Source organism: Mobilicoccus massiliensis (genome assembly GCF_000826525.2).
GTDB classification, from domain to species: Bacteria; Actinomycetota; Actinomycetes; order Actinomycetales; family Dermatophilaceae; genus Mobilicoccus; species Mobilicoccus massiliensis.
Genome location: NZ_LN651326.1, coordinates 379,414 through 404,351, shown reverse-complemented (window position 1 = coordinate 404,351; position 24,938 = coordinate 379,414). Strand labels below are relative to the sequence as shown.

The window sequence follows — 24,938 nt, the reverse complement described above, 5'->3', positions numbered from 1 at the left end:
GGGTCGTGGATCGGGTCGCCTCGCGGTGTCTATGGGCGGAGCAAGACAGGCGCAGATGCCGAAATCGCCGGATCAGAACGTCCCGACGGTGGAGGCGAGAAGGAGCACGACGACGATCGCCGTCACCGGGATGACGACGGCGACCATGCCGATGTCCTTGTACGACTGGCGGTGGGTGAGGCCGGTGATCGCGAGCAGGGTGATGACGGCGCCGTTGTGGGGGAGGGCGTCCATGCCGCCGGAGGAGAGGGCGGCGATGCGGTGCATGAGATCCATGGAGATGCCCTGCGCCTGCGCCGAGGCGGCGAGCTCGGTGCCCAGGGCCTGCAGGGCGATGCTCATGCCGCCGGACGCCGAACCGGTGATGCCGGCGAGAACGTTGACCGCAACCGCGGTGGAGATCGCCGGGTTTCCGCTGACGCCGAGCACGGCGTCGCGCACGATGATGAACGCCGGGAGGGCGGCGATGACCGCGCCGTACCCCACCTCCGAGGCGGTGTTGAAGATCGGCAGCAGCGAGCCCATCGTGCCCTCGTTGAGGGTCTTCTTGCGGTCGGCGTATCGGCGCCAGTGGACGACGAGCATGAAGACGATCGCGGCGACGAGCGCGACGATGATGCCCCAGATGCCCTTGACGTCGGTGATCTTGGCCGCGCCGTAGAGCTTCTCGGCGAGGTAGTCGGTGTTCATCGCGGGGATGACCTGGTTGACCATGACCCAGTTGACGGCGATGACGAGCACGACGGGGACGTACGCGAGCCACGTCGGCATCGGGTTGCCGATCGGTGGGATCTCGACGACCTCGCTCTCACGGCCGGGCGCCGGGTCGAGTCCGTGGTGGGTCTCGGAGCCGGGCTTGGCCTCCCCGGCGGCGAGGGTGTCGCGCATCCGGCGTCCGGTCTTGGGCACCGGGCGCATGAGCGGCCCGTCGTCGTAACCCTCGCCCGCCTTGCCGGCCTGCTTCGCGCGATACGTGAGCCACGCGATGCCGCCGCCGAACATGATGAGGCCGGCGATGGTGCCGAGACCCGGCGCCGCGAAGGCCGTGGTGCCGAAGTACGGCGCGGGGATGGCGTTCTGGATCGCGGGGGTGCCGGGCAGGGCGGTCATCGTGAACGTGAACGAGCCCAGGGCGATGGTGGCCGGGATGAGGCGCTTGGGCAGGTGGGCCTCGCGGAACATCGCGGCCGCGATGGGGAAGACGGCGAACGCGACGACGAACAGCGACACCCCGCCGTAGGTGAGGATCGCGCACGACAACGTGATCGCGAGGATCGCCCGGTGCGCCCCGATGGCGCCGACGATGGATTCGGCGATGCGCCGCGCGGCACCGGAGTCGTCCATGAGCTTGCCGAAGACCGCGCCGAGCATGAACAGCGGAAAGTACGTCGTCGCGAACTTGCCGAGCGCGGGCATGAACACCTGCGTGTACGTCGCGAGGATCGGCGCTCCGGCGAGGACGGTGGCGAACAGCGCGCAGATCGGCGCGAGGATCATCACGTTGATGCCGCGATACGCGAGCAGGATGAGCAGCACGAGCGAGGCGATGATGCCGAACAGGCCGAGGCCGGTCATGAGCTCTCCGATCGGGGAATCCGGTCAGATCCGGAGGGGATGCCAGAGGAGTGCACGAATCCTGGCACACCGATCCCGCCGATCGGCCTGTTCGACACGGCGGTTCGCGAGGTCGAGAACCGGTGCGCCCTCGCCGGGACAGCCGCCGCTTGCGGCCTGCCGGTGTGCATGCCCCACCTCGGATGAGCAGGGCCGGAAACGGCGGCTGTCTCGTCGGTCTGTGAGGTCGGGTGGCGCTCAGCGGGGCCAGGTCGCCCCGTCGAGGTCGGCGAGTTCGGCGCGCACGTGGACGACGTCGATGATCTCGGCGTCGGCGTCGAGTGCCTGGATGAGCGCGCCGTTGAGGGGAGTGAGCAGGCCCTGGCGGATGTTGGTCGACGGCTCGTAGTACTCGAACAGCAGCGTCAGCGCGTCGGGCGTGACGAAGCGATCGAGGTCGAGATCCTCCTCGGGCAGGTCGAGACCGAGGGCGATGCGGCGCGAGACGAGCCTCGCGGCAGCGCCGATGTCGGGCAGCGTCGGCAGCTCGATGGTGCGCTCGAGGAAGCCCCGGGCCTGTTGGAACGCGGTGTCGTCGAGGTACGACGGATGCACGGCGAGCAGGACGGTCGCGTCGATCTGCTCGGCGAGCATGCGCAGGATGCGGGTGAAGAACTGGCCTCTGAGCTGCGCGTTCTGCGGCGCGAGGGGGCTCGGCACCCACTTGTCGGTGTCGTCGAGCACGATGACCGGCACGACTCCGTGGTCGTCGACGATGCCCAGCAGTTCGCGCACGGCCTCCATCGCGCGGGTGTTGGTGGCGATCTGCTCCTCGAGCGCCTGTTTGACGGCGTACGAAAGACCGCCTTTGACGCCGGCGAACCCGGCCTCGGCGGTGTAGGTGCGCGTCGTCTCGCGCCCGCTGCCGGGGGCGGCCTTGTCGATGGCGCGACGACTGTCGGGCCGGGTCTTCAACGCCTCCTCCCGCAGGTGGCGCAGCAGGTGGGCGAGGAACGCCTCGGGCTCGACGGCGACCTCGGGCTCCTCGATGGAGACCGGAACGCGAAGCCCGAACAGGTCGTCACCCGCCTCGGCGAGGACGTGGCCGATGACCGAGGACTTGCCCGAGCCGGTCGCCCCGATGAGCGCGACGCGCCGACGGTGGGTGAGGGCGGTGCGGGCGGCGTGCTCGACGGTGCGCTCACCGGTCAGCGTGTCGAACGGCACGAACACCGACGGGAGCTCGTGCAGGCGCGGTGCAGGGTTGAAGGCACGACCGAGGTCGAGCCGGCGCAACTGCGAGAAACTCATGGCGCCCTCCTCTCATGATCGGCGTGCTGGTGGGTGTGGTCGTCCGGGTGTTCACCGGCGTGTTCGTCGGTCGAGGCTGCGTCGGGCTCGTCCCGACCGACGTCGTCGCCTGCCGCGCCGCCCGCCCAGCGGTACCGGCGTCGCGGCCGCCCGGGCCCCCCCTGGCGGACGTCGTCGTAGACGACAAGGCCTTCATCGTACATCTGTACGAGGATTTGCGATACTCGGGCGGCGGTGAGTCCCAGGCGATTCCGCACCGTCTCGTCCGACGGGCTGATGGGGCCGAGTTCGTCGAGCAGGTGGGCGACCCCGAGCGCCGGTGCCCCCAGCGTGGCCGCGGCCTCGAGGCGCCGCTGTCGCGCGGCGTCGGCGGAGGCGGGATCGTGCGGGTCCGCACGGGCCGCGTCGAGGAGTTCCCGTGGCGTCGCGGCGGTGGTGCCGGAGAGGTCCACCTCGTGGCCGAGACGCCGTTCGAGCAGGTCTTCCGCCTCCGCGCGCGTCGGAGGCGAGAGGGCGACTCGCACCTCGAAGAAGGCGTCGGCAGGAGGTGCGAGAACGATCGCGAGGTCGTCGTCGGTCGCGGTGACGACGAACGACGCGTCGACCTCCCACAGGTCGTCACGTCCCAGCCCGAAGAGGCGGTGCGCGACGTGCGGATCGAGGTTGTCGACGAGGAACGTGACGTGCCGCTCGGACGTCGCTCGACGCAGCGCGGCGAGCGCCGACGTGGCGTCGGCCGGCGCATGCCGTTCGGCGGCGGGGGAGGGCTCGAAGTCGTCGGCCGTGACATCGTCCAGCGCCCTCAGGCAGGCGAGTAGGGCCTCGCCGGCGGTGGTCGCGCGGGCGGCCTGGACGAAGACGGTGGCGCCCGGCGTCTCGGGCGTGTCTGCGAGACGCCGGGAGCGCTGCAGTGCCCGCAGCAGCGTCGTGCGTCCGGAGCCGCGCCGGCCGTGCAGCAGGACGGAGTAGCCGCGAGCCGTGGCGGCGAGCAACTCGGTCAGCGCCGTGCCGATCGGCACGAACAGCGGGGCGTCGGCGTCGGTGTCGAGAAGGGGGCGCGCCGAGAGTCGGGGCCGCGAAGATGGGGCGGGCACACCGCTTACGATACTTTAATAAAGTTTCGTAAGGAAGCGGAACCTCAACCGACGATGAGGTAGTCGTTCGGATGCGCCACGGCGTCGGCCTCCGGCACGGTCTCTCCCTCGCCCGGAACCTCGCCGTCGGGGCGCACGTCCTCGGGGAGGAACCGTGCTGCGTTCTCGCGGATGTAGGCGAGGTCCTCGGCCAGATCGATGTCTTCGAGAGTGAACATCCCCCCATCGTGACCCAGGTCACCAGGAGAGGGAACCCTTACCTCGCAGTAGAGTTTCCGGCCTTCAGGACGGCTGCCCAACTGGTCTTGTCGCAGGTGGGGCGATTGTCGGCGGGAACGAATAGGGTGCTGGCGAACGACGTCGAAGGAGGTCGGGGTGAAACGGTTCGAGGGGCGCCGGTGGCCACGTGCACGCACCGACGAGGCCCGGGACGAGGGGCCCGGCGGGGGCGCCACGGCCCCGGCCACCGTCACGGGGCGCTACCGGCGCCCGCCGGGTGGATGGCTCCTCGCTGCCGCCGTGCTCGTCCCCCTCGTGCTGGCCCTCGTCGGGCTCTTCCTCGACGGGGCCCCGGGGTCGCGGTCGGGTGCCGAGTCCGCCGGGCAGGCCGCGTCCTCGGCTCCCGCGTCCGAGCCGGTCGGTGATCCCATCTCGGTCACCACCTCCGGAGGGCGTCGCTCCGTCACCGCCACGCTCCCCGACGAGGCGAGCAAGAAGGCGCTTGTCGAGGGCGTGCGGGCCTCCTCCGAGGGGTTGCGGGTCGCTTCTGAGGTCACGGTCGACCCCCAGGCCGACGCCCCGCCGGTGGCGGGCATCGCCACGGTTCTCGCCGCCAGCCGCGGCATCACCGACTTCGGAGTCGTCGTCGACCGGGCCACGATGACCCTCACCGGGCAGGCCGACGAGCAGTCCGCCGGCACCCAGGCGGTCTTCGCGGCCGGGCAGTCCTACCCGGGAGTGCGCCTCGTCGACCGCCTCCGGTTCCCCGGCGCACAGGCCGCGGCCTCCGGCCCCCTTCCACCCGAGTGCGAACAGGTGCGTGCCGGCGTGGCGCAGCAGCTCAAGTCCACCCCGGTCGAGTTCACGTTCGGCGGCGCCACCGTGGGCGCGCAATCCGCCGAGCGGCTCACCGCGATCGGGCGCCGGCTCGCCTCCTGCCCCTTCACGCGCATCGAGGTCGCCGGTCACACCGACGACAAGGGCTCGGCCGCAGCCAACACCACCGTCTCGCAGCGCCGGGCCGACGCGGTGCGCGAGATCCTCGTGCAGGCGGGCGTACCGGGGCAGATCGTCACCGCCAAGGGGTACGGCTCGTCGCGCCCGGTCGCCGACTCGGGCGCCGGCTCGCCTCCTGCCCCTTCCCGCGCATCGAGGCCGCCGGTCACCCCGCCGACAAGGGCTCGGCCGCAGCCACCCCCACCGTCTCGCAGCGCCGGGCCGACGCGGTGCGCGAGATCCTCGTGCAGGCGGGCGTACCGGGGCAGATCGTCACCGCCAAGGGGTACGGCTCGTCGCGCCCGGTCGCCGACAACGCCACCGCCGAGGGCCAGGCGGCCAACCGCCGCGTCGAGATCCGCGCCGCCTGACCGCGCACAGGCCCGCAGCCTTCACGACACACCGACGACACACCCCGACGACAACGGAATCGACGACAAGGAACACGATGGACGTCTTGGCATTCGTCACCACCTGGTTCTGGTACGTCATGGCCTTCGGCGCCGGCATGCTCGTCGCATGGCTCGTCGCGCGGCAATTCGTTCCCGCCACGAGCCCCGCCCAGGCCATCGAGCGCGCGGTCGACGAGCACGAGGCGCGATCGTGGAACGAGACCGATGACGACGAGGCCGGCCGGTCACCCGGAGCCTCCGGCCGGGGCGCGACGGCAGTGGGAGGCCGGCGATGATCGGGTGGTTGCTCGTGCTGTCGTTCGTGCTCGGGTTCGCCCTCACGTGGGTGTACATGGTGCGTTCCGTGAGCCGTACTCTCGATCCGCTCTCCCGCCGCGCGGGTGACGATGGCCACGACGAGCACGTCCCCCCTCTCGACGAGGACGTCGAGGGGGAGCGGCGCGAGCAGGGAGGGCCGGCGCGCAGGCGAACCGTGGTTCCACAGGTCGTCGAGTTCGAGGACGACGAGTTCTTCGAGCGCTGACCGGCCACATCGACGCCCGCGCAGGGCACATCAGAGGAGGGGTGACGTGGAGGTCATCATCAGGCCGGTCGAGGAACTCGGTGCGTTGGGTGGGCATCTCATCGCCACTGCGGTCGAGACCAAGCCCGACGCCGTGATCGGTGTCGCGACCGGGTCGAGCCCGCTGGGTGTGTACGACGACCTCGGCCGGCGAGTCGATGCCGGCGAACTGTCGCTCGCGGGCTGCACGGCGTTCATGCTCGACGAGTACGTCGGCCTGCCGGAGGGGCATCCCGAGCGGTATCGCACGGTCATCGACCGGGACTTCGTGAGCAAGGTCGACATCGATCCCGCCGACGTCCATGGCCCCGACGGGCTCGCCGACGACATCCCCGCGGCCTGCGCGGCCTACGAAGAGGCGATTCGCGACGCGGGCGGGGTCGACGTCCAGATCCTCGGCGTCGGCACCGACGGCCACATCGCCTTCAACGAACCCGCAAGCTCGCTGGCCTCGCGCACCCGCATCAAGACCCTCACCGCCCAGACGCGCCGCGATAATGCACGCTTCTTCGGCGGTGACGTCGACGCCGTGCCGCGGCACTGCCTCACCCAGGGCATCGCCACGATCATGGAGGCGCGGCACATCCTGCTCGTGGCGATCGGCACGGCCAAGTCCGAGGCCGTGGCCCATCTCGTCGAGGGGCCGATCTCGGGGATGTGGCCGGTCACCGCCCTGCAGATGCATCCGCACGTCACCGTGCTCCTCGACCCCGAGGCGGCGAGCCGGCTGCAGCTCGCCGACTACTTCCGAGAGGTCTACGACGGCAAGCCCGTCTGGGAAGGCTTCTGAACCTCGGCGGACTCAGCCGCCGGCCGTCAGACCCGCTCGGACAGGCGTTTTCACCCACGTGTCGGGGTGGAAAAGCCTGTCTCGGCGGGTGGGCGGGGTAGAAGTGCCTGTTCGAGCGGGGGAGACGACACTCAGGAATACCCCTGGGGGGTAGGGTGTTGACCGAGATGACCGACCTGCGTCGTCCCCCGGGGCGCAAGCCTCGGCGCGTCTTCACACACGAGGAGATCCGATGAGCACCGCCACCTACACCGTCACCGGCATGACCTGTGAGCACTGCGTCGCCTCCGTCAAGGAGGAGATCGGCGAGATCGACGGCGTCACCGGCGTGGACGTCGACCTCGACTCCGGTCGGGTCGACGTGACCAGCGACTCCGATGTCGACCGCAGCACGGTCGAGGCCGCCGTCACCGAGGCCGGTTACCAGCTCGCCTGACGGCCGGCTCCTTCAAGCTCTCCGCATTCCACCGGGCGGCCGCCTCACGACGCTGCGATGACCGCGCGTCGTGAGGCACGGCCGCCGGTCGACCCTCACCCCGACCGACGACGAGGAGGCCAGTGTTGTCCACCGACACCACGGCCACCGGCACGACGACCCGCGTCTCCGGTGGCCCCCAGGACCTGCGTGACATCGAGCTCGACGTCACCGGCATGACGTGTGCGTCGTGCGCCAACCGCATCCAGCGCAAGCTCAACAAGCTCGACGGGGTCACGGCCAACGTCAACTACGCCACCGAGAAGGCCAAGGTCAGTTACCCGGCCGACATCACTCCCGAGCAGCTCGTCGAGACCGTCGAGCAGGCCGGGTACGGAGCGACGCTGCCGGCCCCGCCCAGGTCGACGGACGCCCGTCACCCCGCCGAGGGGGATCCGGCCACCGACGCCGCGTCGCCGGAGGACGCGCACCTGGCCTCGATGCGGCAGCGTCTCATCGTCTCGGCCGTTCTCTCGGTGCCCGTCGTCGTGCTCGCGATGGTGCCTCCACTGCAGTTCACGTACTGGCAGTGGCTCTCCCTCACCCTCGCCGCCCCGGTCATCGTGTGGGGTGCCTACCCGTTCCACCGGGCCGCGTGGACCAACCTCAAGCACGGCGCGACGACGATGGACACGCTCATCTCGATGGGCACTCTCGCCGCGTTCGGCTGGTCGCTCTACGCCTTGTTCTTCGGCACGGCCGGTGTGCCCGGGATGACGCACGCCTTCGAGTTCACGGTCCACCCGGGCCAGGACGGCGCGTCGAACATCTACCTCGAGGCCGGCGTCGCGATCACGACGTTCCTGCTCGGCGGCCGCTACTTCGAGGCCAAGTCGCGTCGCACCGCAGGTGCCGCCCTGCGCGCCCTCTTCGACATGGGCGCCAAGGACGCGACCGTGTTGCGCGACGGCCGCGAGGAGCTCGTGCCGATCGAATCCCTCTCGGTCGGCGACGAGTTCGTCGTCCGTCCGGGCGAGACCGTCGCGACCGACGGGGTGGTCGTCTCCGGTTCGTCGGCGGTCGACGCGTCGATGCTCACCGGGGAGTCCGTTCCCGTCGACGTCACCGAGAGCGACGCCGTCACCGGTGCCACGGTCAACGTGGGCGGCCGGCTCGTCGTTCGCGCGACCCGCGTCGGCTCCGACACCCAGCTCTCGCGCATGGCGAAGATGGTCGAGGACGCGCAGTCGGGCAAGGCCGACATCCAGCGTCTCGCCGACCGCATCTCCGGCGTCTTCGTGCCGATCGTGCTGGTCATCGCCCTGGCGACCCTCATCACGTGGCTCGTCATCGGTGGCGGCGTCAACGCCGCGTTCACCGCGGCCGTGGCCGTGCTCATCATCGCCTGCCCCTGCGCGCTCGGCCTCGCCACGCCGATGGCCCTCCTCGTCGGCACCGGCCGTGGCGCGCAGCTCGGCATCCTCATCAAGGGTCCCGAGGTGCTCGAGTCGACCCGCACCGTCGACACGATGGTCCTCGACAAGACGGGCACCGTCACCACCGGCACGATGACGCTCGACGACGTCGTCCCCGCCGCCGGGGAGGACGCGGCGCGCGTGCTGCACCTCGCCGGGTCGCTCGAGCACGCCTCCGAGCATCCGATCGCCCGCGCCATCGCCGCTGCCGCGCAGCAGAAGAGCGACCTCGCCGAGGTCAGCGGCTTCGAGAACGTCGCCGGTCGCGGAGTCCGCGGCTCGGTCGCCGTCGACGGCGCCTCGGTGCAGGTCGTCGCCGGTCGCCCGGCGCTGCTCACCGACGCCGGTCTGACGATCCCGAGCGATCTCGACACCGCCTTCGACGAGGCCCAGCGCCGTGGCGCCACGGCCGTCGTGGTCGGGTGGGACGGCGCGGCTCGTGGGGTTCTCGTCGTCGCCGACGCGATCAAGCCGACGAGCGCCGAGGCGATCTCTCACCTGCGCGACCTCGGGCTCATGCCTGTGCTGCTCACCGGCGACAACGAGACCGTGGCCCGCACCGTCGCCGACGAGGTCGGGATCGACGAGGTCATCGCCGGGGTGCTGCCCGAGGACAAGGTCGACGTCATCCGCCGGTTGCAGAAGGGCGGCAAGGTCGTCGCGATGGTCGGCGACGGGGTCAACGACGCCGCGGCGCTCGCGCAGGCGGATCTCGGTCTCGCGATGGGCACCGGCACCGACGCCGCGATCGAGGCGGCCGACATCACCCTCGTCCGCGGAGACCTGCGGGTCGCCGCCGACGCGATCCGGCTGTCGCGCCGCACCCTGCGCACGATCAAGACCAACCTCTTCTGGGCGTTCGCGTACAACGTCGCCGCGATCCCGCTCGCCGCCCTGGGCATGCTCAACCCGATGATCGCCGGCGCCGCCATGGCGTTCTCGTCGGTCTTCGTCGTCGCGAACAGCCTGCGGCTGCGCGGCTTCGCGCCCCTCACCCCGTCCGCCGAACAGCAGGAGCACCGCGATGACCAGTGACCTCACCAGCGCCGACGCCGTGCAGACCACCGCCCCCGACGCCGAGAGCGCACCGGCGGCCCCCGGTTATCACGACCAGAAGGCCGCCCACCTGGCCCGCCTCAAGCGCATCGAGGGTCAGGTGCGCGGCATCGCCAAGATGATCGAGGACGACCGGTACTGCATCGACATCCTCACGCAGGTCTCTGCGGCGACGAGCGCGCTGAAGTCCGTCTCGCTCGGCCTGCTGGACGAGCACATGGCCCACTGCGTCGTCGCGGCCGCCCGCGAGGGCGGCGCGGAGCAGGAGACCAAGCTGCGCGAGGTCTCCGACGCCGTCACCCGCCTCGTTCGGTCCTGAGTGCAGCACCTACCCCGCCCACGCGGCTTCGGCCTCCGGTCGCGCGAGGTCGAGGGTGCTCGGGTCGCCGTGTGTGGATCCGGACGCGCGGCTGGAAGCCCGCTGTTGCCCAGGCGCCGATCATCACCGATCAGCGGCGGCGAAGATGGCTGACATGACCACCGAGCCCCACGCCCCCTCGCTCGCCCGTGACGCGGTGGACGAGGCGAACAACCCCACGGTCCTCCTCGCGGCCGCGACGACCGTCGTGCTCTGGGCGTCGGCGTTCATCGTCATCCGCGGCACCGGCCCGTTCTTCGACCCCGGCGCGATGGCGCTGCTGCGCATGCTCGTCGGCGCGGCCGTCCTCGGAATCATCGCGGCGGTCAAGGGGATCCGGTGGCCCGCGCGCCGCGACCTGCCCCTGACGATCGCCTGGGGCATCGCCTGGTTCTGCGTCTACAACCTCGCGCTCAACACCGCGGAGACGACGATCGACGCCGGCACCGCGGCCATGCTCGTCAACCTCGCACCGCTCATCGTCGTCCTCATCGGCGGGCTGCTCGGTGAGGGGTTTCCGAGACCGCTCCTCCTCGGGGCACCGGTGGCGTTCGCCGGTGTCGTGCTCATCGGCACCGCCTCCTCGACCGGTGACGCCGCCCTCGTCGGGATCGTGCTCGCGCTCGTCGCCGCCGTGCTCTACGCGGGCTCGGCGCTCGTGCAGAAGCGGCTCCTGCGCACCGTCGACGCGACCACTCTCACGTGGATCGGTGCGACGGCGGGTGCCGTGGCCCTGCTGCCGTGGACTCCGCGGATGATCGACGCGGTCGCGCACGCACCCGTCTCGGCGACGCTCGGGGTCGTCTACATGGGCGTCTTTCCCACCGCGATCGCGTTCACCACCTGGGCCTACGTCCTCGGTCGCACGTCCGCAGGTCGCACGGCTGCGACCACCTACGTCGTGCCGGCGGCCGCCATCCTGCTCTCGTGGCTGATGCTCGCCGAGGCTCCGACCCCGGTCATGCTCCTCGGCGGCGCGCTGTGCCTCCTCGGGGTGTTCATCACCCGGATGCCCTCACGACGGGTCGGATGACGAGGGGATTCACGGCAACGCGTCGCGCAGGCGGCGGGCGGCGGCCTCGGGGTCGTCCGAGCCGGTGATGTCACGGACGACGACGACCCGCGTGGCGCCGGCGGCGACGATCTCGTCGATGTTCGTGTGGTCGATACCGCCGATGGCGAACCACGGTTTGCCGGTGTCACTCGCCGCGGCCCGCTCGACGAGCTCGAGACCGACGCCGGGACGCCCGGGCTTGGTCGGCGTCGCCCACACCGGGCCGGCGCAGAAGTAGTCGACCTCGGGATGCGCCGCGGCGGCGGCGAGCTGAGCCGGGTCGTGGGTCGAGAGCCCGACGAGCACCTTGGGTGCGAGGCGACGCACCTGCTCGGGACGCAGGTCGTCCTGGCCGACGTGCAGCACGTCGACACCGGCCAGCGTCGCGACGTCGGCCCGGTCGTTGGCGGCGACGAGGGCCCCGGCGCGCTCGGCCTCCTCGGCGACGATCGCGAGCGCTTCGAGCTCGGCTGCGGCCTCGATGCCCTTCTCACGAATCTGCACGATGTCGACGCCGCCCGCGTACGCCGCGCGCACGAACTCACGCAGATCACCGCGTGCGGCGCGGGTGTCGGTGCAGAGGTACAGACGGGCCTCGGCCAGGCGAGCCCGGGTGGCCTGCGGAATCGTCGACATACCTCGGTAGGCTAGTCGCGTTCCGCGGGAGCCTCACGCAGAGGTCGAGAGGGCGATGCGTCGCCGACCGCTCGAACCTGATGCGGTTCGTACCGTCGAAGGGAGGGGCGATGCGCACCATCGTCATCGGGGCCGGCATGGTCGGCCTGACCTGCGCCTGGACCCTGCACCGTGACGGCCACGACGTGACTCTCGTCGATCCCGCCCCGGCCTCCGGTGCGACGCACGCGGCCGGCGGCATGCTCACCCCCGTCGGTGAGGCCTACCACGGGGAGGACGAGCTCACCGCCTTTCTCCTCGCCTCCTCGCGGCGCTACCCGGAGTTCGTCGAGGACCTCGCGGCCCACCTCTCGCCGGGGACACCGACGGGATACGTGCGCTCCGGCACGCTCATCTGCGGGGTCGACGCCGCCGACCGCGGTCATCTCGCCGACCTCCACGCCCTCGACCTGCGCCTCGGTCTGCACAGCGAGCAGCTCACGACCCGCGAGGCCCGCCGTCTCGAGCCCCTGCTCGGACCTCGCCTGACCTGCGCCTACCTGGCTCCCGACGATCACCAGGTCGACCCCCGCGTCCTGGCCGCGGCGCTGCTCGCCGCGCTGCGCGGCCGGGTCGAGATCGTCGAGGACGCCGCGCGCGCGGTCCACCCCGGCGGTTCACCCCGCGTCGACCTCGCCTCCGGTGCCGCCCTCGACGCCGACGTCGTCGTCGTCGCGAACGGTCTCGGCGCCGCGACGCTCGACGGCGATCTCGGGATCGACCTCGCGGGTGTGCTCCGGCCCGTCCACGGCGAGGTCGTGCGGATGCTCGCGCCGCCCAGCCTCGCGCCACTGCTCACGCGCACGATCCGCGGACTCGTCGAAGGCCGCCCGGTCTATCTCATCCCCCGCGGCGACGGGCGCGTCCTGCTCGGCGCGACGAGCCGGGAGGATCAGGTGGCCGCCGTGAACACCGGCGGACTGCACGATCTGCTCGTCGACGCCGTCCGCCTCATGCCCGCGATCCGCGAGTTCTCCGTCGAAGAGGTCCTCGCCCGCGCGCGCCCCGGCACACCCGACAACGCGCCGATCCTCGGCGCCACCGCCCCGGGAGTCATCCTCGCGACCGGCCTGTTCCGGCACGGCATTCTCGCCTCGCCGCTGGTCGCCGCGGTGGTGGCCGCGCTCGTCCGGCAGCAGGGCGATCCTGCCGGCGCCCCGAGCGAGGCCGACTCGGAGCTTCTCGACCTGGCCCGCTGTGCAGATCCGCGCAGGTTCGCGTCCACTCCTGGAAAGGACACGCCATGACCGACATCGGCGAGGTCTCCATCACCCTCAACGACACGCCGCGCCGCCTGCCCGCGGGCGCGACCTTGCGCGATCTCGTGGCGATGGAGACCGGTAGACAGATCGGCGACGACGGCCGAGCCGCGAGCGGCGAAGGCCTCGGCGTCGCCCTCGCCCGCGACGGTGAGGTGGTGCCGCGCGGAGCGTGGGCCTACACCGAGATCGCCGACGGCGACCGGTTCGAGCTGGTCACGGCGGTGCAGGGCGGATGAGCCTCCACCGCACCACCGACACCGCCCAGCACGCCGCCACCACAGCGCAAGCCGTCACCGTCGACCCGTTCGTCGTCGACGGGGTCTCGATGGACTCCCGCCTCATCATGGGTACCGGGGGTCTGAGCAGCCTCGATCGCCTCGGCGAGGCCCTCGTCGCCTCGGGCACCGCGCTGACGACGGTCGCGTTGCGCCGGTACGACCCGACGACCCAGGGCTCGCTGTTCGAGCTGCTGCGTCGGCTCGACATCGCGATCCTGCCGAACACCGCCGGCTGCTACACGGCGCGCGAGGCCGTGCTCACCGCCGAGCTCGGCCGCGAGGCGCTCGAGACGAACTGGGTCAAGCTCGAGGTCATCGCCGACGACCGCACCCTGCTGCCCGACCCGCTCGAACTCGCCGACGCGACAGAGCAGCTCGTGGCCAAGGGGTTCACGGTGTTCGCGTACACCAACGACGACCCGGTGCTCGCCCTGCGCCTCGAGGAGCTCGGTGCCGCCGCCGTCATGCCGCTCGGCGCACCGATCGGCACCGGTCTCGGCATCCTCAACCCGCACAACATCGGCCTCATCGTGTCGCGGGCCGGTGTGCCGGTCGTGCTCGACGCGGGCATCGGCACCGCGTCGGAGGCCGCCCTCGCGATGGAACTCGGTTGTGACGCGGTGCTCCTCGCCTCGGCCGTGACGCGGGCGCAGGACCCGGTGCGGATGGCCGCCGCCTTCGCCCGCGCAGTCGAGGCCGGGTACCTCGCGCGGGGGGCCGGGCGCATCCCCCGGCGGGAGCACGCGCTCGCGTCCTCGCCGATGACCGACAGGGCCGACCTGTGAGCGCGCCGACGACACCGCTGCCTCCGCTCGTCGAGCCTGCCCCCGAGCTGACCCTGGCCGAGAAACGGCGGTACGCACGGCACCTGCTGCTCCCGGAGATCGGCGAGGAGGGGCAACGCCGTCTCAAGAACGCCCGGGTGCTCGTGATCGGCGCGGGCGGCCTCGGTTCGCCGGCGCTCATGTACCTCGCCGCGGCCGGCATCGGCACGATCGGGGTCGTCGACGACGACGTGGTCGACGAGTCCAACCTCCAACGCCAGGTCATCCACGGCACGACCGACGTCGGCCGGCTCAAGGTCGACTCCGCTCGAGAGGCCGTCGCGCGCATCAATCCGCTGGTCACGGTCGTACCGCATGCGATGCGCCTCACGCCCGACAACGCGCTGGATCTCATCGCCGGCTACGACCTCGTGCTCGACGGCGCCGACAACTTCGCCACCCGCTACCTCGTCGGCGACGCGTGCGAGATCCTCGGAACCCCGTACGTGTGGGGCTCGATCCTGCGCTTCGACGGGCAGGTGTCGGTGTTCTGGCGTGACCACGGGCCGATGTACCGAGACATCTTTCCCGAGCCGCCCGACCCGCGGCTCGTGCCGTCGTGCGCGGAGGCCGGGGTCATGGGTGTGCTGTGTGCCGCGATCGGTGCGGCGATGGGCGCGGAGGCGATCAAGCTCATCACGGGTCGTGGCCGCACCCTCGTGGGACGGCTGCTCATCCACGACGCGCTCGCCGCCACGTGGAGGGAGATCGCGATCCGCCCCGATCCGTCGCGCGAGCGCGTCACCGACCTGCTCGCCCACGCCCGGGACTACACCGCGATGTGCGGACTGCCCGACCTGCCCGAGGAGGACGTCGTGGCCGACCGCATCGTCGAGGTCCCGGCTCGTGAACTGGCCGAGCGCCTTGCCGCACGTGAGGCGGCGCGGGGCGAGGCCGACCTGCTCGTCGTCGACGTGCGCGAGCCCGCCGAACACGACATCGTCGCCATCGAGGGCGCCGAGCTCGTGCCGCTGGGTTCACTGCTCACGGGCGAGGTGCACCTGCCCCGGGAACGCGACATCGTGCTGTTCTGCAAGGCCGGGGTACGCTCCGAACGCGCCGCCCGGGCGCTGCTCGACGCCGGGTACGAACGCGTCTCCCACGTACCGGGTGGCATCCTCGCGTGGATCCGGGAGGTCGACCCGCAGGCGCCGACGTACTGAGCTGTCGCTCGAGCTCGCCTACCGTTCGAGCTCGGGGAGGGCGGCCGACTCCTCGGGCGTGAAGAGCCGGGAACGGGTGAGAAAACGTTTGCCCTCCGGACCCTCGAGGCTGAACCCGGCACCGCGCCCCGGAACGGCGTCGATCGTGAGACGGGTGTGCTTCCACGCCTCGAACTGCTGCCGCCCGATCCACACCGGCGAATCCGGCAGACCCGGCACGACGAGATCGCCCAGGTGGACGTCGGCGTCGCCGGTGAGAAACTCCCCGGCGGGATAGCACATGGGGGCGCTGCCATCGCAGCATCCGCCGGACTGGTGGAACATCACCGGCCCGTGCTTGTCGACGATCGTGCGCAGCAGATCGGCCGCGACCGGGGTGATCGCGACGCGCACCGGGCCGTCGGTCGGCAGCTCCTCGACACCCTCGACCGAGCAGATCGCGTCGTCCATCCACCCACCCTGCCACGATTCTCCGCGCTCGAACAGGCGTCTTCACCCCGAGAAGGCGAGTGGAAACGCCTGTCCGAGCGAGGGCTGGTGCGTGGAAACGCCTGTCTGAGCGGTAGGGACGGGGCGAGGCAGGGGCGACGCGGTGCTGCCGCGTGGTGCGCGAGCTCGGACAGGCTTTTTCACCCCGTCGAGCCGGGTGGAAGTGCCTGTTTGAGTGTCAGGCCTGGAGGTCCGGGAGGAGGTCGTGGGCGCGAGCGAGAGTGCCGGTGACGACGTCGTTCAACCACCGTCGAGCGGCGGCGACGTGTGCGTCCTCGAGACCGTGGATGGCGTCGAGATACGGGGTGCCCGATCCCGCGACCTCGGTGAGGTGCGCGATCAGCGCGTCGTCCGGGGTGGGGCCCTGCTGCCCGAAGGTCCCGACGAGCTCGGCCATCGCGCTGCTGATGCGCACCTGGGTCTCGTTCGCCATCGGCAGCTTGGCTCCGAGCTTCGACAGCCGGGAGCAACGTTCCTTGCGCGCCGAGGCGATCATCGCGAGCGCGCCCTCACCCACGAGGGGCCCGAGCTCCTGCACTGCGAAGAACGGAGCCCGGGCGTGGCGGTACCAGGCCTCGAGCGCGTCGAGTTGCGCGAGGTACGCGACGTTCTTGCGCACCATGGGCACGAGCGAGCGGTAGGAGGAGGAGTACGGACGCCGGATCGTGCGCGGCGCGGCGTCGATGACGAGGTGGTCCTCCTCGGGCACGTCGCCGCGCAGTACCGAGCCGGCCCCGACGACGGTGCCGTATCCGGTCTGCACCGGCCCGACCGAGCCGCCCTGACCGCCGAGGAAGATCGGCTTCTCGCGCAGCGTCACGCCGCGCGGGACGTCGCCGAACAGCGACGGAGTGGTCTTGTCACCCGTCGGCGTGAAGTTGAAGTGGATGTAGGACGACCCGATCTCGGAGTGATCCGACCGGCTCGTGCCGCCCGCCATGAACGCGTCGCAGAAGTTGATGAGGCTGCCGAGGGTGACGTACGGAAAGAGGATCGTCTGCTTGAGCCCGACGGTGTGCGCGCCGCCCGACTGCTCCTCGAGCAGGCAGCCCTCTCGAACGTGGTGTCCCAGACCGAGATTCGCGCCCTCGAGGAACACGGCCTTGCTCGCGTACCCGCCTTTGAGGGCCACGCCGGGGCCGAGCCGGCAGTCCTCGATCGTCACCGGCCCCTCCCGACCCAGCTCGACGCCCGCCGAGATGACGGTCTGAGCGCCGCGGATGCGACAGCCGGGGTGGATCGTCACCCCGTCGCCGCTGATGCGGTCGACGTCGACGTCGTCGTCGATGTCGAGGGTCCAGGGGTTGGGGATGCGTACCCCTTTGGCGGCGAGCGCCTCGACCTTGTCGAGTCCTCGTGGTGTCAGCGTCATGTCGTCCCTTTCCATCGGGCACATGGTCTCGCATCGCGCGGGGTGGGTGAAAGCGCCTGGATGAACGGCCTGACCTACGCTGATCCCAGCTCGTGGACGGATCTGCGGGCTCAGCCCGCGCGATTCGCGGGGCCGGCTCGCGGAGGGTCCGCGGTGCGCGACCCGAGGTGACGAGATGACGAGCGAGGACCGCACGACCTACCTGCTCATCGACGGCGAGAACCTCGACGCGACGCTCGGGGTGAGCATCTTCGAGCGCCGTCCCCGGCCGGAGGAGCGTCCGCGGTGGGAGCGGGTGCTGCAGTTCGCACGCGACGCGTGGGGTCAGCCGGTGCAGGGCCTCTTCTTTCTCGCGGCGCGGCACGAGCTGCCGATGGCGTTCGTGCAGGCGCTCATCAGCATCGGGTTCCGTCCGGTGCCGCTGACGGGCCGCCCCGACGAGAAGATCGTCGACATCGCGATCTCGCGCACGTTGCAGGCGCTGAAGGACCGGTCGGCCGACGTCATCCTCGCTAGCCACGACGGTGACTTCCTCGAGGACCTCGGCGAGTTGTGCGACGGCCGCCGCACCGGGGTCATCGCGTTCCAGGAGTTCCGCAGCCAGGGTTACCGCGACCTCCACCAGCGGGGCCTGGAGTTCTTCGACCTCGAATACGACGTCGCGGCGTTCGACGTGCGGCTGCCGCGCATCCGTATCATCCCCATCGAGGAGTTCGACCCGTTGGAGTTCATCTGAACACCGAGGCCGTGCTCGTACCGTTCGCTCTGGCCCTGTTGGCGGGCCTGGCCACGGCGATCGGTGGTGCGCTCGTGCTCGTGCGACGCCGCCTGGGCTCCCGCTTTCTGGCGGTGAGTCTCGGCCTCTCCGCCGGCGTGATGCTCTACGTCTCGTTCGTGGAACTGCTCGCGACGGCCGAACGCACCCTCACCGCGGAGTACGGGCAGGCCGGAGCATGGTGGACGATCCTCGGCTTCTTCGGCGGCATCGCGCTCATCGGTGTCATCGACCGCCTCGTGCCCGCCGCGATCAACCCCCACGAGTTGAGCGGCGCCGACGACGCCTCGGACCGCCATCGCGCCTCGATGCTGCGCACCGGGGTCATCACCGCGGCCGCGCTGGCGCTGCACAACTTTCCGGAGGGCTTCGCGGTGTTCCTCGCGGCGACGCAGGAGGTCGCCGTCGCCGTGCCCGTCGTCGTCGCCATCGCGATCCACAACATCCCCGAGGGGATCGCCGTCGCCGTGCCGGTCGCGTACGCCACCGGTTCTCCGCTCACGGGCTTCGGGTACTCGGTGCTCGCCGGGCTCGCCGAGCCCGTCGGGGCGCTCGTCGGCTACCTCCTGCTGCAGGCGTTCCTCGGACCGGTCGCGATGGCGATCGCCTTCGCGGGCGTCGCCGGCATCATGGTCTTCGTCTCGCTCGACGAACTCCTGCCCGCCGCCCACGACTTCGGCCACCACCACGCGACGATCTACGGGCTCGTCGCGGGCATGGGCATCATGGCCGCGAGCCTCGCGGTGCTCTGAACGAGATCCGCTCGATCTGCGTCTTCGCCAACGAAGGGGTCAGTCGATGTCGTTCAACTCACGCGGCGGATTCATCAACCCGAGCCCGGAGATGTCGGGCACCGCACCCAGCCCTCGACGGAGCTCGACGGGCCGGCGTTGGGAGAGTCGGTAGGTGAGCTTCGGCCCTTGACCGTGCAGCGGCACGCGAAGCGTCTCGCCGCTGCGGGCGACGAACTTCTCGCCCCGTACCGACACCGGTCGGTCGGGACCGTCGACGACGTGGAAGGTGATCGACTCCTGCTCGACGGTGACGACCATGTGCGAGCCGCGCACGGCGAGCCGGAACGACAGCCGCGGCCACGACTCCGGCAGGCGCGGGTCGAAGGTGAGATCGCCGTTGAAGTCGCGCATCCCGCCGAATCCGTAGACGAGGCAGTCCCACACGCCGCCGGCCGAGGCGATGTGGATGCCATCACGGGTGTTGCCGTGCAGGTCCGCCAGGTCGACGTAGAGGCCCTCGCGAAAGTACTGCAGCGCCGCGAGCTGGTGGCCGACCTCCGCGGCGACGATCGACTGCACGACCGCCGAGAGCGAGGAGTCGCCGGTGGTGATGGGGTCGTAGTACTCGAAGTTCGCGAGCTTCTGCTGGGGCGTGAACCGGTCGCCCTGCAGGAACATCGCGAGAACGACGTCGGCCTGCTTGAGCACCTGGTGGCGATAGATGACGAGGGGGTGGTAGTTGAGCAGGAGCGGGAATCTCTCCTCGGGAGTGTTCTCGAGATCCCACAGCTCGCGTTCGAGAAAGTGCTCGTCCTGCGGGTGGATTCCGAGCTCGGCGTCGAAGGGGATGTTCATGCCGTCGGCGCACCGCTGCCATTCCTCGATCTCGGCAGGGTCGAGATCGAGGCGTGAGAGAACACGCTCGTAGGTCTCCGGATGACGCTTCTTCAGTTCACGCATCGTGCTCGCGGCGCGTTCGAGATTGAACCTCGCCATGATGTTCGTGAACAGGTTGTTGTTGACGACGGTCGTGTATTCGTCGGGCCCGGTGACGCCGTGAATGTTGAACGAGGGGCGCCCGTTCTCCTGCCAGAACCCCAGGTCGGCCCACATGCGAGCGGTTTCGACGAGGATCTCGACCCCGTCATGGGTGAGGAAGGACTCGTCGCCGGTCGCGTCGACGTACTTGCTCACCGCGAACGCGATGTCGGCGTCGATGTGATACTGCGCGGTGCCCGCCGCGTAATAGGCGGACGCCTCCTCGCCGTTGATCGTGCGCCAGGGGAACAGGGCACCGTTCTGCGCGAGCACGCGCGCTCGTTCGCGGGCGGCGTCGAGAAGGTTGACCCGGAACCGCAAGACGTTTCTCGCGGTGCCGGGCGAGGTGTAGGAGAGGAACGGGACGATGTACACCTCGGAATCCCAGAAGTAGTGCCCCTCGTAACCCGACCCGGTGACGCCCTTGGCGGGGACGCCGAGCTGGTCGGTGCGAGCCGTGGCCTGCGCGAGCTGGAACAGATTCCAGCGCACGGCCTGCTGAACGGCGCCCTGGTCGTCGATCTCGACGTCGCTGCGCTTCCAGTAGTCGGCGAGCCAGCGGGCCTGCTCCTCGTGGTAGTGCCCGACGCCGTTGCGGCGCACCCGGTCCAGGGTGCGGCGGCAGCGGTCGAAGAGCTCGCGAACCGGCACCCCGCGGGAGGTGTGGTACGCCACGGCCTTCGTGATGAAGATCGGCTTGCCCTGCTCGGCGTCGATACGAAAGACCTTCTTGCCCAGGTCGGGCTGGGTCTCGATGAGGGTCTCGTAGTCGTTGTCGGTGAAGATCTCGTGGTCGGCGCCCACGGCGAGCGTCATGCCCGACGACGCGCAGCGGTAGCCGAGGATCATCCGCCGCTCGGAGTTCCAGTGACCCTGCGGGTTGAGGACTCGATCGGTGAACGCGGTGGTGCGGCGCGGGTCGAAGCCCTCGCCCATCGCCTCTTCCTTGGTGTGGTACTCGTCGAACCCGTCCTGGCGGTTGAGGATCTGGCTGGAGACGACCACGGGCGCGTCGCCGTCGAGCATCGTCACGTTGATCGTCATGAGCGCGAGGTGGCGCTGGGTGAACGACACCATGCGCGTCGTCTGCACGCGCACCCGCTTGCCTGCCGGGGTGCGCCACACGACGTCGCGGCGCAGCACGCCCTCGCGAAAGTCGATGCTGCGCTCGTACTCCTCGAGGTCGTCGACCGCGAGCAGCAGCGGCTCGTCGTCGACGTAGAGCTTCATCACCTTGCTGTCGGGGACGTTGACGATCGTCTGGCCGGTGGTGGCGAACCCGTACGCCTGCTCGGCGTGGTGGATGGGCCACGTCTCGTGGAACCCGTTGATGAACGTGCCGTGGATGTGCGCGTCGCGGCCCTCCGGCGGGTTGGCGCGCATGCCGAGGTAGCCGTTGCCGACGGCGAACAGCGTCTCGGTGGCGCCGAGGTCCTTCGCCTTGGGGAACCGCTCGACGAACCGCCAGGGATCGATCGGGAACCTCGCGCGGTCGAGCGGGTCCTCGAGTTCGAAGGCGTGCTTCACGGGACGATCTCCTGCAGGTCGGTGACGACGACGTCGGCCCCGGCCGCGACGAGGGCCGTCTCGCCCGCGCCGCGATCGACCCCGACGACGAGGCCGAAGTCGCCCGCGCGCCCGGCCGCCACCCCGGAGGTCGCGTCCTCGAGCACCACGGCGCGCTCCCTGGTGACGCCGAGCCGGTCGGCGGCGGCGAGGAACGTGTCGGGGGCGGGCTTGCCACGCAGGCCGTCCTCGCCGGCGACGCGCCCGTCGACGACGACGGGGAAGAACCGGTCGATGCCCGCGGCCTCGAGGACCGAGGGCGCGTTCTTCGACGACGAGACCACGGCCATCTTCACGCCGCGCGAGGCGAGGGCCTCGACGAGCGCGACCGACCCGGGATAGGCGGTGACGCCGTCCCGTTCGAGCACCTCGTTGAACGCGTCGTTCTTGCGGTTGCCGAGGCCACAGACGGTGTCGGTGTCGGCCGGGTCGGAGGGATCACCCTCGGGCAACTCGATGCCGCGGGAGGCGAGCATGTCGCGCACCCCGTCGTACCGGGGCTTGCCGTCGACGTGGTCGAAGTAGTCCTGGGGGGTGTAAGGCGCGGCTCCGCGCGCGGAGAGGAACGCGTTGAACATCTCGTCCCAAGCCGCCATGTGCACGATCGCCGTCGGCGTGAGAACGCCGTCGAGGTCGAAGAGGGCTGCGTCGTAATCGTTCCAGTCCACCGCCTCATGGTAGAGGGCCGATCCCACCTCCCCGTCGACGTGGCGGGGGATGCCCGGCCGCGGGCGTGGACCGGGTTCGTGGACGCCGAGCGGGTGGACGGTGCTCCGGGTCTCTCCGCGCTCACACCCACGCTCGGACAGGCGTTTTCACCGGCGCTCCGGGGATCGGGACGAGGTGGAAAGGCCTGTTCGAGCGCTCAGGGGTGGAAGTGCCTGTTCGAGCCGTCAGGCGTCGGGCGCGGGGTGTGAACCGCCGCCGTGGCCGGGAGCTCCCGTGTCGTTCGCGGCGGGTTCGGGCTCGTCGGCAGTGCGGGGGAGCTCGCCCTGCGGTTCGGACTCCTGCTCGGCGTCGCGGAGGTGGGGCATGGGCCCGTCGCCGAGCTCCGGGAACGGGTCGTCACCGACGAGATACCGGGTGACAGAGTTCGCGACGGCGAGGACCGGCACGGCGAACAGGGCGCCGACGATGCCGAGCAGGAACGAGCCCACGGCCACGGCGATGATCACCGCCAACGGGTGGAGGGCGACGGCCTTGCCCATGAGGAACGGCTGCAGCACGTGCGCCTCGATCTGCTGCACGAGTAGGACGATGCCGAGCATGACGAGGGCCATGACCGGGCCCTTGACGACGAGGGCGATGAGCACGGCCACGACTCCGGACACCACGGCACCGACCACCGGCACGAACGACGCGATGAACACGAGCAGGATCAACGGCACGATGAACGGCAACCCCAGGATCAACGCGCCGAGACCGATGCCGAGGGCGTCGACGCCCGCGACGATGACCTGCGTGCGGGCGTAGGCGCCGAGACTCACCCAGCCGCGACGAAAGGCCTGGTAGACGGGGTCCTGCGCGGCTCGCGGAAGGAGGGAGAGCGTGAACCGGTAGATCATGTCGCCCTGGTAGAGGAAGAAGAACGTCGCGAGCAGGGCGATGAGGGCGCCGGCGAAGAAGTCCACGGCCGAGGCCCCGGCCGCCAGCGCGCCCGAGGTGAGCGTGGAGGAGTTCTTCTGCAGGGCGGCGCGGGCCTCGTCGACGTAGTGCTGCAACTGGGTGCTCGTGACGTGCAGCGGACCGTTCGCGAGCCAGGCCAGGATGCTATCGACGCCGGTGGAGACGCTGGACTGCATGTCGTGGGCACCGGTGGCGATCTGGGTGCCGGCGAGGCTGACCGAGCCGGTGACCACGGCGATGAGCACGATCAGCGCCGTGCCGGCGGCGAGACCGGCGGGAAACCGCAGGCGCGTGCGCAGCAGTGTCGCGAGCGGGTGCAGCAGCACCGCGAACAGCAGCGCGACGGCGAGCGGGATGACGATGAAGCTCACCTTGCCGAGCCCGTAGAGCAGCAGCCCGACCGCGACGACGACGAGGATGAACCGGGCCGACCACGCACCCGCGACGACGAGCGGGTAGGGCAGGTGACTCGGATCGATCCAGCCCGACGTGGGGCGCCGGCGGGGCGCATGCGGAACGCTCATGGGCCGATGATGGCGGATGCGCCTGGACGAGCGCGGTAGACGCGGCGAGGGAATCCGTCTGCTCGAAAAAGGGATCCGCGCAAGGCTCAGGAGTGAACGGGCCGGGACTGGACGTGACGCGAGTGCACGGCGCGGGCCCGCAGTGGCAGGCCGAGGCGCAGCGGGCGGCGCTCGCGACGCGGGGCGCGCACGAGCGCCGCCGCGCCGCATAGTCCGGTGACGGCGCCGAGGACGGCGGCGAGGGCGAGCAGGGCCACGAGGGAGAGGACGGTGGCGAGGGACTCGGCCGGGGCGAGGAGCACGCCGGCGAGAACCGCGACGACCGAGAGCACGGTCATCGCACCTCCGACACGTGACACCTCACGAGTCCGCGAGAGGGTGCGCAGGCCGTGCCACAGCGCCGCGACGGCGGCGACGACGAGCACCGTGGCGCTGGTGCCGACGCGAGAGGCCGTGCCCGAGAGAGTGCCCGCGGCCACGACCCCGGCGGCCGCGACGAGCACGAGCGCGAGCCCTCCGACGACGTAGGCGATACCGCGGACCGCCTCGGCGGAGACCGAGGTACGCAGCCGTGAGGCGAGGTCGACGACCGAACCGGTGAGCATCGAGGCTCCGCCGAACAGCAGCATCGGCGGCAGGGCCTCGAGGATCGCCGGCAGAGCGCCGGAGGGGTCGAGCGTGACGAGCGCCTGGATCTCGGCGCTGCCGAACGTCACCGGTGCCGCGGCCCCGACGAGCAGGAGGGGGATGCCGAACAGCACGGCCCCGACCACGCGGTGCCCGCGCAGGTGATGAGTGAGGAGCATCGCGAGGGTGAGGGCCAACGGTGCGACGACGATCGCGACGAGCAAGGTCGAGGTGCTGACGCGAAGACCCCCGACGAGCAGCAGCGACGAGCCGATCAACCCGGCCAGCGCGATCACGCGGCTGCGGGCGCTTCGCGCCGACCAGGATCCGAACGGCAGGACGAAGCAGAGGACGGCGAGGAGGATCCACCAGGGGGCGGTGACGGCACCGTCGGTCGAGGTGGCGACGACGACGGCGAGGATGCCGAAGACGAAGGCGAGAAGAGCGAATGACATTGCACGAAGGGGGGAGTCGGGCACGACGCCAGTCTTCCCGATGAGGACCACGAGCCCGTGACGCCACGGTTACGAACGGGACTCGACGACGAACGGGGTCTCGCCGGTGGGACGGTGTCGCGGGGCAAGTACGGCCGTCAACGGACGGCCTCGTCGGGGTAGGTGCCGAGCAGATCACGCGACGAAAAAAATGATCGCCCGGAAAACGCCAGGTCAGAGCCCCCCGGGGGTGG

The 24,938-nt window shown here is 70.7% G+C and carries 25 protein-coding genes, 1 pseudogene and 1 riboswitch; of the genes and pseudogenes, 15 read left to right on the top strand and 11 right to left on the bottom strand.

What is annotated here, in order from left to right:
- Nucleotides 1-72: 72 nt before the first annotated feature.
- The 4 genes from BN1197_RS04440 to BN1197_RS17285 all read right to left on the bottom strand — a co-directional run bounded on the left by BN1197_RS04440 (nucleotide 73) and on the right by BN1197_RS17285 (nucleotide 4,177).
- A complete protein-coding gene (locus BN1197_RS04440; RefSeq protein WP_040156410.1) occupies nucleotides 73-1,575 on the bottom strand; it encodes a GntP family permease in 1,503 nt (500 codons plus the stop codon).
- 237 nt (nucleotides 1,576-1,812) lie between these two features.
- Nucleotides 1,813-2,865, bottom strand: a complete 1,053-nt coding sequence (locus BN1197_RS04435) for a hypothetical protein (RefSeq protein ID WP_040156408.1) — start codon at nucleotides 2,863-2,865, stop codon at nucleotides 1,813-1,815.
- Nucleotides 2,862-3,959: an ATP-binding protein gene (locus tag BN1197_RS04430; RefSeq protein ID WP_052465978.1), complete on the bottom strand. Its 1,098-nt coding sequence runs from the start codon at nucleotides 3,957-3,959 to the stop codon at nucleotides 2,862-2,864. The genes BN1197_RS04435 and BN1197_RS04430 overlap by 4 nt, the downstream gene beginning before the upstream one ends.
- A 44-nt stretch (nucleotides 3,960-4,003) precedes the next feature.
- Nucleotides 4,004-4,177, bottom strand: a complete 174-nt coding sequence (locus BN1197_RS17285; protein ID WP_176489707.1) for a hypothetical protein — start codon at nucleotides 4,175-4,177, stop codon at nucleotides 4,004-4,006.
- Between the two features lie 157 nt (nucleotides 4,178-4,334).
- Here BN1197_RS17285 and arfA point away from each other — a divergent pair.
- From arfA to BN1197_RS04390, 9 genes and pseudogenes are all read left to right on the top strand, one after another.
- Nucleotides 4,335-5,288: pseudogene (gene arfA / locus BN1197_RS18145) on the top strand (channel-forming protein ArfA/OmpATb); the annotation flags it as partial.
- A 38-nt stretch (nucleotides 5,289-5,326) separates the two neighbouring features.
- Nucleotides 5,327-5,545 (top strand): OmpA family protein, encoded by a 219-nt coding sequence (locus BN1197_RS18085; protein ID WP_095999849.1) that lies wholly within the window; start codon nucleotides 5,327-5,329, stop codon nucleotides 5,543-5,545.
- Between the two features lie 77 nt (nucleotides 5,546-5,622).
- Nucleotides 5,623-5,862 (top strand): channel accessory protein ArfB, encoded by a 240-nt coding sequence (gene arfB, locus BN1197_RS17270; protein WP_052465975.1) that lies wholly within the window; start codon nucleotides 5,623-5,625, stop codon nucleotides 5,860-5,862.
- A complete protein-coding gene (gene arfC / locus BN1197_RS17655; RefSeq protein WP_040156403.1) occupies nucleotides 5,859-6,110 on the top strand; it encodes a channel accessory protein ArfC in 252 nt (83 codons plus the stop codon). The genes arfB and arfC overlap by 4 nt, the downstream gene beginning before the upstream one ends.
- Nucleotides 6,111-6,156: 46 nt before the next feature.
- The gene (nagB, locus tag BN1197_RS04410; RefSeq protein ID WP_040156402.1) at nucleotides 6,157-6,939 is read left to right on the top strand and encodes a glucosamine-6-phosphate deaminase; all 783 of its coding nucleotides are present in this window, start codon (nucleotides 6,157-6,159) and stop codon (nucleotides 6,937-6,939) included.
- 232 nt (nucleotides 6,940-7,171) lie between these two features.
- Nucleotides 7,172-7,375, top strand: a complete 204-nt coding sequence (locus BN1197_RS04405; protein WP_040156399.1) for a heavy-metal-associated domain-containing protein — start codon at nucleotides 7,172-7,174, stop codon at nucleotides 7,373-7,375.
- 125 nt (nucleotides 7,376-7,500) lie between these two features.
- A complete protein-coding gene (locus tag BN1197_RS04400; RefSeq protein WP_390622701.1) occupies nucleotides 7,501-9,864 on the top strand; it encodes a heavy metal translocating P-type ATPase in 2,364 nt (787 codons plus the stop codon).
- Nucleotides 9,854-10,204 carry a metal-sensitive transcriptional regulator gene (locus tag BN1197_RS04395; RefSeq protein WP_082043614.1) on the top strand — a complete coding sequence of 117 codons (351 nt, stop codon included), beginning with the start codon at nucleotides 9,854-9,856 and terminating at the stop codon, nucleotides 10,202-10,204. The genes BN1197_RS04400 and BN1197_RS04395 overlap by 11 nt, the downstream gene beginning before the upstream one ends.
- Nucleotides 10,205-10,358: 154 nt before the next feature.
- Nucleotides 10,359-11,276, top strand: a complete 918-nt coding sequence (locus BN1197_RS04390; protein ID WP_052465974.1) for a DMT family transporter — start codon at nucleotides 10,359-10,361, stop codon at nucleotides 11,274-11,276.
- A gap of 9 nt (nucleotides 11,277-11,285) precedes the next feature.
- Here BN1197_RS04390 and thiE read toward each other — a convergent pair whose 3' ends face one another.
- Nucleotides 11,286-11,933, bottom strand: coding sequence for a thiamine phosphate synthase (gene thiE / locus BN1197_RS04385; protein ID WP_040156397.1), 648 nt, complete (start codon nucleotides 11,931-11,933; stop codon nucleotides 11,286-11,288).
- A gap of 14 nt (nucleotides 11,934-11,947) precedes the next feature.
- Nucleotides 11,948-12,054, top strand: a riboswitch (TPP riboswitch).
- On the opposite strand from thiE, the gene thiO reads away from it, so the two are divergent.
- The 4 genes from thiO to moeB all read left to right on the top strand — a co-directional run bounded on the left by thiO (nucleotide 12,044) and on the right by moeB (nucleotide 15,499).
- Nucleotides 12,044-13,219 (top strand): glycine oxidase ThiO, encoded by a 1,176-nt coding sequence (gene thiO / locus BN1197_RS04380; RefSeq protein ID WP_082043612.1) that lies wholly within the window; start codon nucleotides 12,044-12,046, stop codon nucleotides 13,217-13,219. It overlaps the preceding riboswitch by 11 nt.
- Nucleotides 13,216-13,470 (top strand): sulfur carrier protein ThiS, encoded by a 255-nt coding sequence (gene thiS, locus BN1197_RS04375; RefSeq protein WP_040156396.1) that lies wholly within the window; start codon nucleotides 13,216-13,218, stop codon nucleotides 13,468-13,470. The genes thiO and thiS overlap by 4 nt, the downstream gene beginning before the upstream one ends.
- Nucleotides 13,471-13,559: 89 nt before the next feature.
- The gene (locus BN1197_RS04370) at nucleotides 13,560-14,297 is read left to right on the top strand and encodes a thiazole synthase (RefSeq protein WP_095999847.1); all 738 of its coding nucleotides are present in this window, start codon (nucleotides 13,560-13,562) and stop codon (nucleotides 14,295-14,297) included.
- Nucleotides 14,294-15,499: a molybdopterin-synthase adenylyltransferase MoeB gene (moeB, locus tag BN1197_RS04365; RefSeq protein ID WP_040156393.1), complete on the top strand. Its 1,206-nt coding sequence runs from the start codon at nucleotides 14,294-14,296 to the stop codon at nucleotides 15,497-15,499. Before BN1197_RS04370 ends, moeB begins: the two co-directional genes overlap by 4 nt.
- An 18-nt stretch (nucleotides 15,500-15,517) precedes the next feature.
- On the opposite strand, the gene BN1197_RS04360 is transcribed toward moeB, so the two are convergent.
- On the bottom strand, nucleotides 15,518-15,949 hold the full coding sequence (locus tag BN1197_RS04360) for a DUF779 domain-containing protein (RefSeq protein WP_082043611.1): 432 nt from the start codon (nucleotides 15,947-15,949) through the stop codon (nucleotides 15,518-15,520).
- A 217-nt stretch (nucleotides 15,950-16,166) separates the two neighbouring features.
- The gene (locus tag BN1197_RS04355) at nucleotides 16,167-17,375 is read right to left on the bottom strand and encodes a UDP-N-acetylglucosamine pyrophosphorylase (protein ID WP_040156391.1); all 1,209 of its coding nucleotides are present in this window, start codon (nucleotides 17,373-17,375) and stop codon (nucleotides 16,167-16,169) included.
- A 160-nt stretch (nucleotides 17,376-17,535) separates the two neighbouring features.
- Here BN1197_RS04355 and BN1197_RS04350 point away from each other — a divergent pair, with 160 nt between their 5' ends.
- Nucleotides 17,536-18,096, top strand: a complete 561-nt coding sequence (locus BN1197_RS04350) for an NYN domain-containing protein (RefSeq protein WP_040156390.1) — start codon at nucleotides 17,536-17,538, stop codon at nucleotides 18,094-18,096.
- Between the two features lie 11 nt (nucleotides 18,097-18,107).
- Nucleotides 18,108-18,887, top strand: coding sequence for a zinc transporter ZupT (zupT, locus tag BN1197_RS04345; protein ID WP_217991148.1), 780 nt, complete (start codon nucleotides 18,108-18,110; stop codon nucleotides 18,885-18,887).
- Nucleotides 18,888-18,926: 39 nt separating this feature from the next.
- Here the strand turns inward: zupT and BN1197_RS04340 are convergent, their stop codons facing one another.
- The 4 genes from BN1197_RS04340 to BN1197_RS04325 all read right to left on the bottom strand — a co-directional run bounded on the left by BN1197_RS04340 (nucleotide 18,927) and on the right by BN1197_RS04325 (nucleotide 24,705).
- Complete coding sequence (locus BN1197_RS04340) at nucleotides 18,927-21,434, bottom strand: glycoside hydrolase family 65 protein (protein WP_040156389.1); 2,508 nt, start codon at nucleotides 21,432-21,434, stop codon at nucleotides 18,927-18,929.
- Nucleotides 21,431-22,141: an HAD family hydrolase gene (locus BN1197_RS04335; RefSeq protein ID WP_040156724.1), complete on the bottom strand. Its 711-nt coding sequence runs from the start codon at nucleotides 22,139-22,141 to the stop codon at nucleotides 21,431-21,433. The genes BN1197_RS04340 and BN1197_RS04335 overlap by 4 nt, the downstream gene beginning before the upstream one ends.
- 225 nt (nucleotides 22,142-22,366) lie before the next feature.
- Nucleotides 22,367-23,623 carry an AI-2E family transporter gene (locus tag BN1197_RS04330; protein WP_082043610.1) on the bottom strand — a complete coding sequence of 419 codons (1,257 nt, stop codon included), beginning with the start codon at nucleotides 23,621-23,623 and terminating at the stop codon, nucleotides 22,367-22,369.
- Between the two features lie 86 nt (nucleotides 23,624-23,709).
- The gene (locus tag BN1197_RS04325) at nucleotides 23,710-24,705 is read right to left on the bottom strand and encodes a hypothetical protein (protein WP_141397209.1); all 996 of its coding nucleotides are present in this window, start codon (nucleotides 24,703-24,705) and stop codon (nucleotides 23,710-23,712) included.
- Nucleotides 24,706-24,938 lie beyond the last annotated feature (233 nt).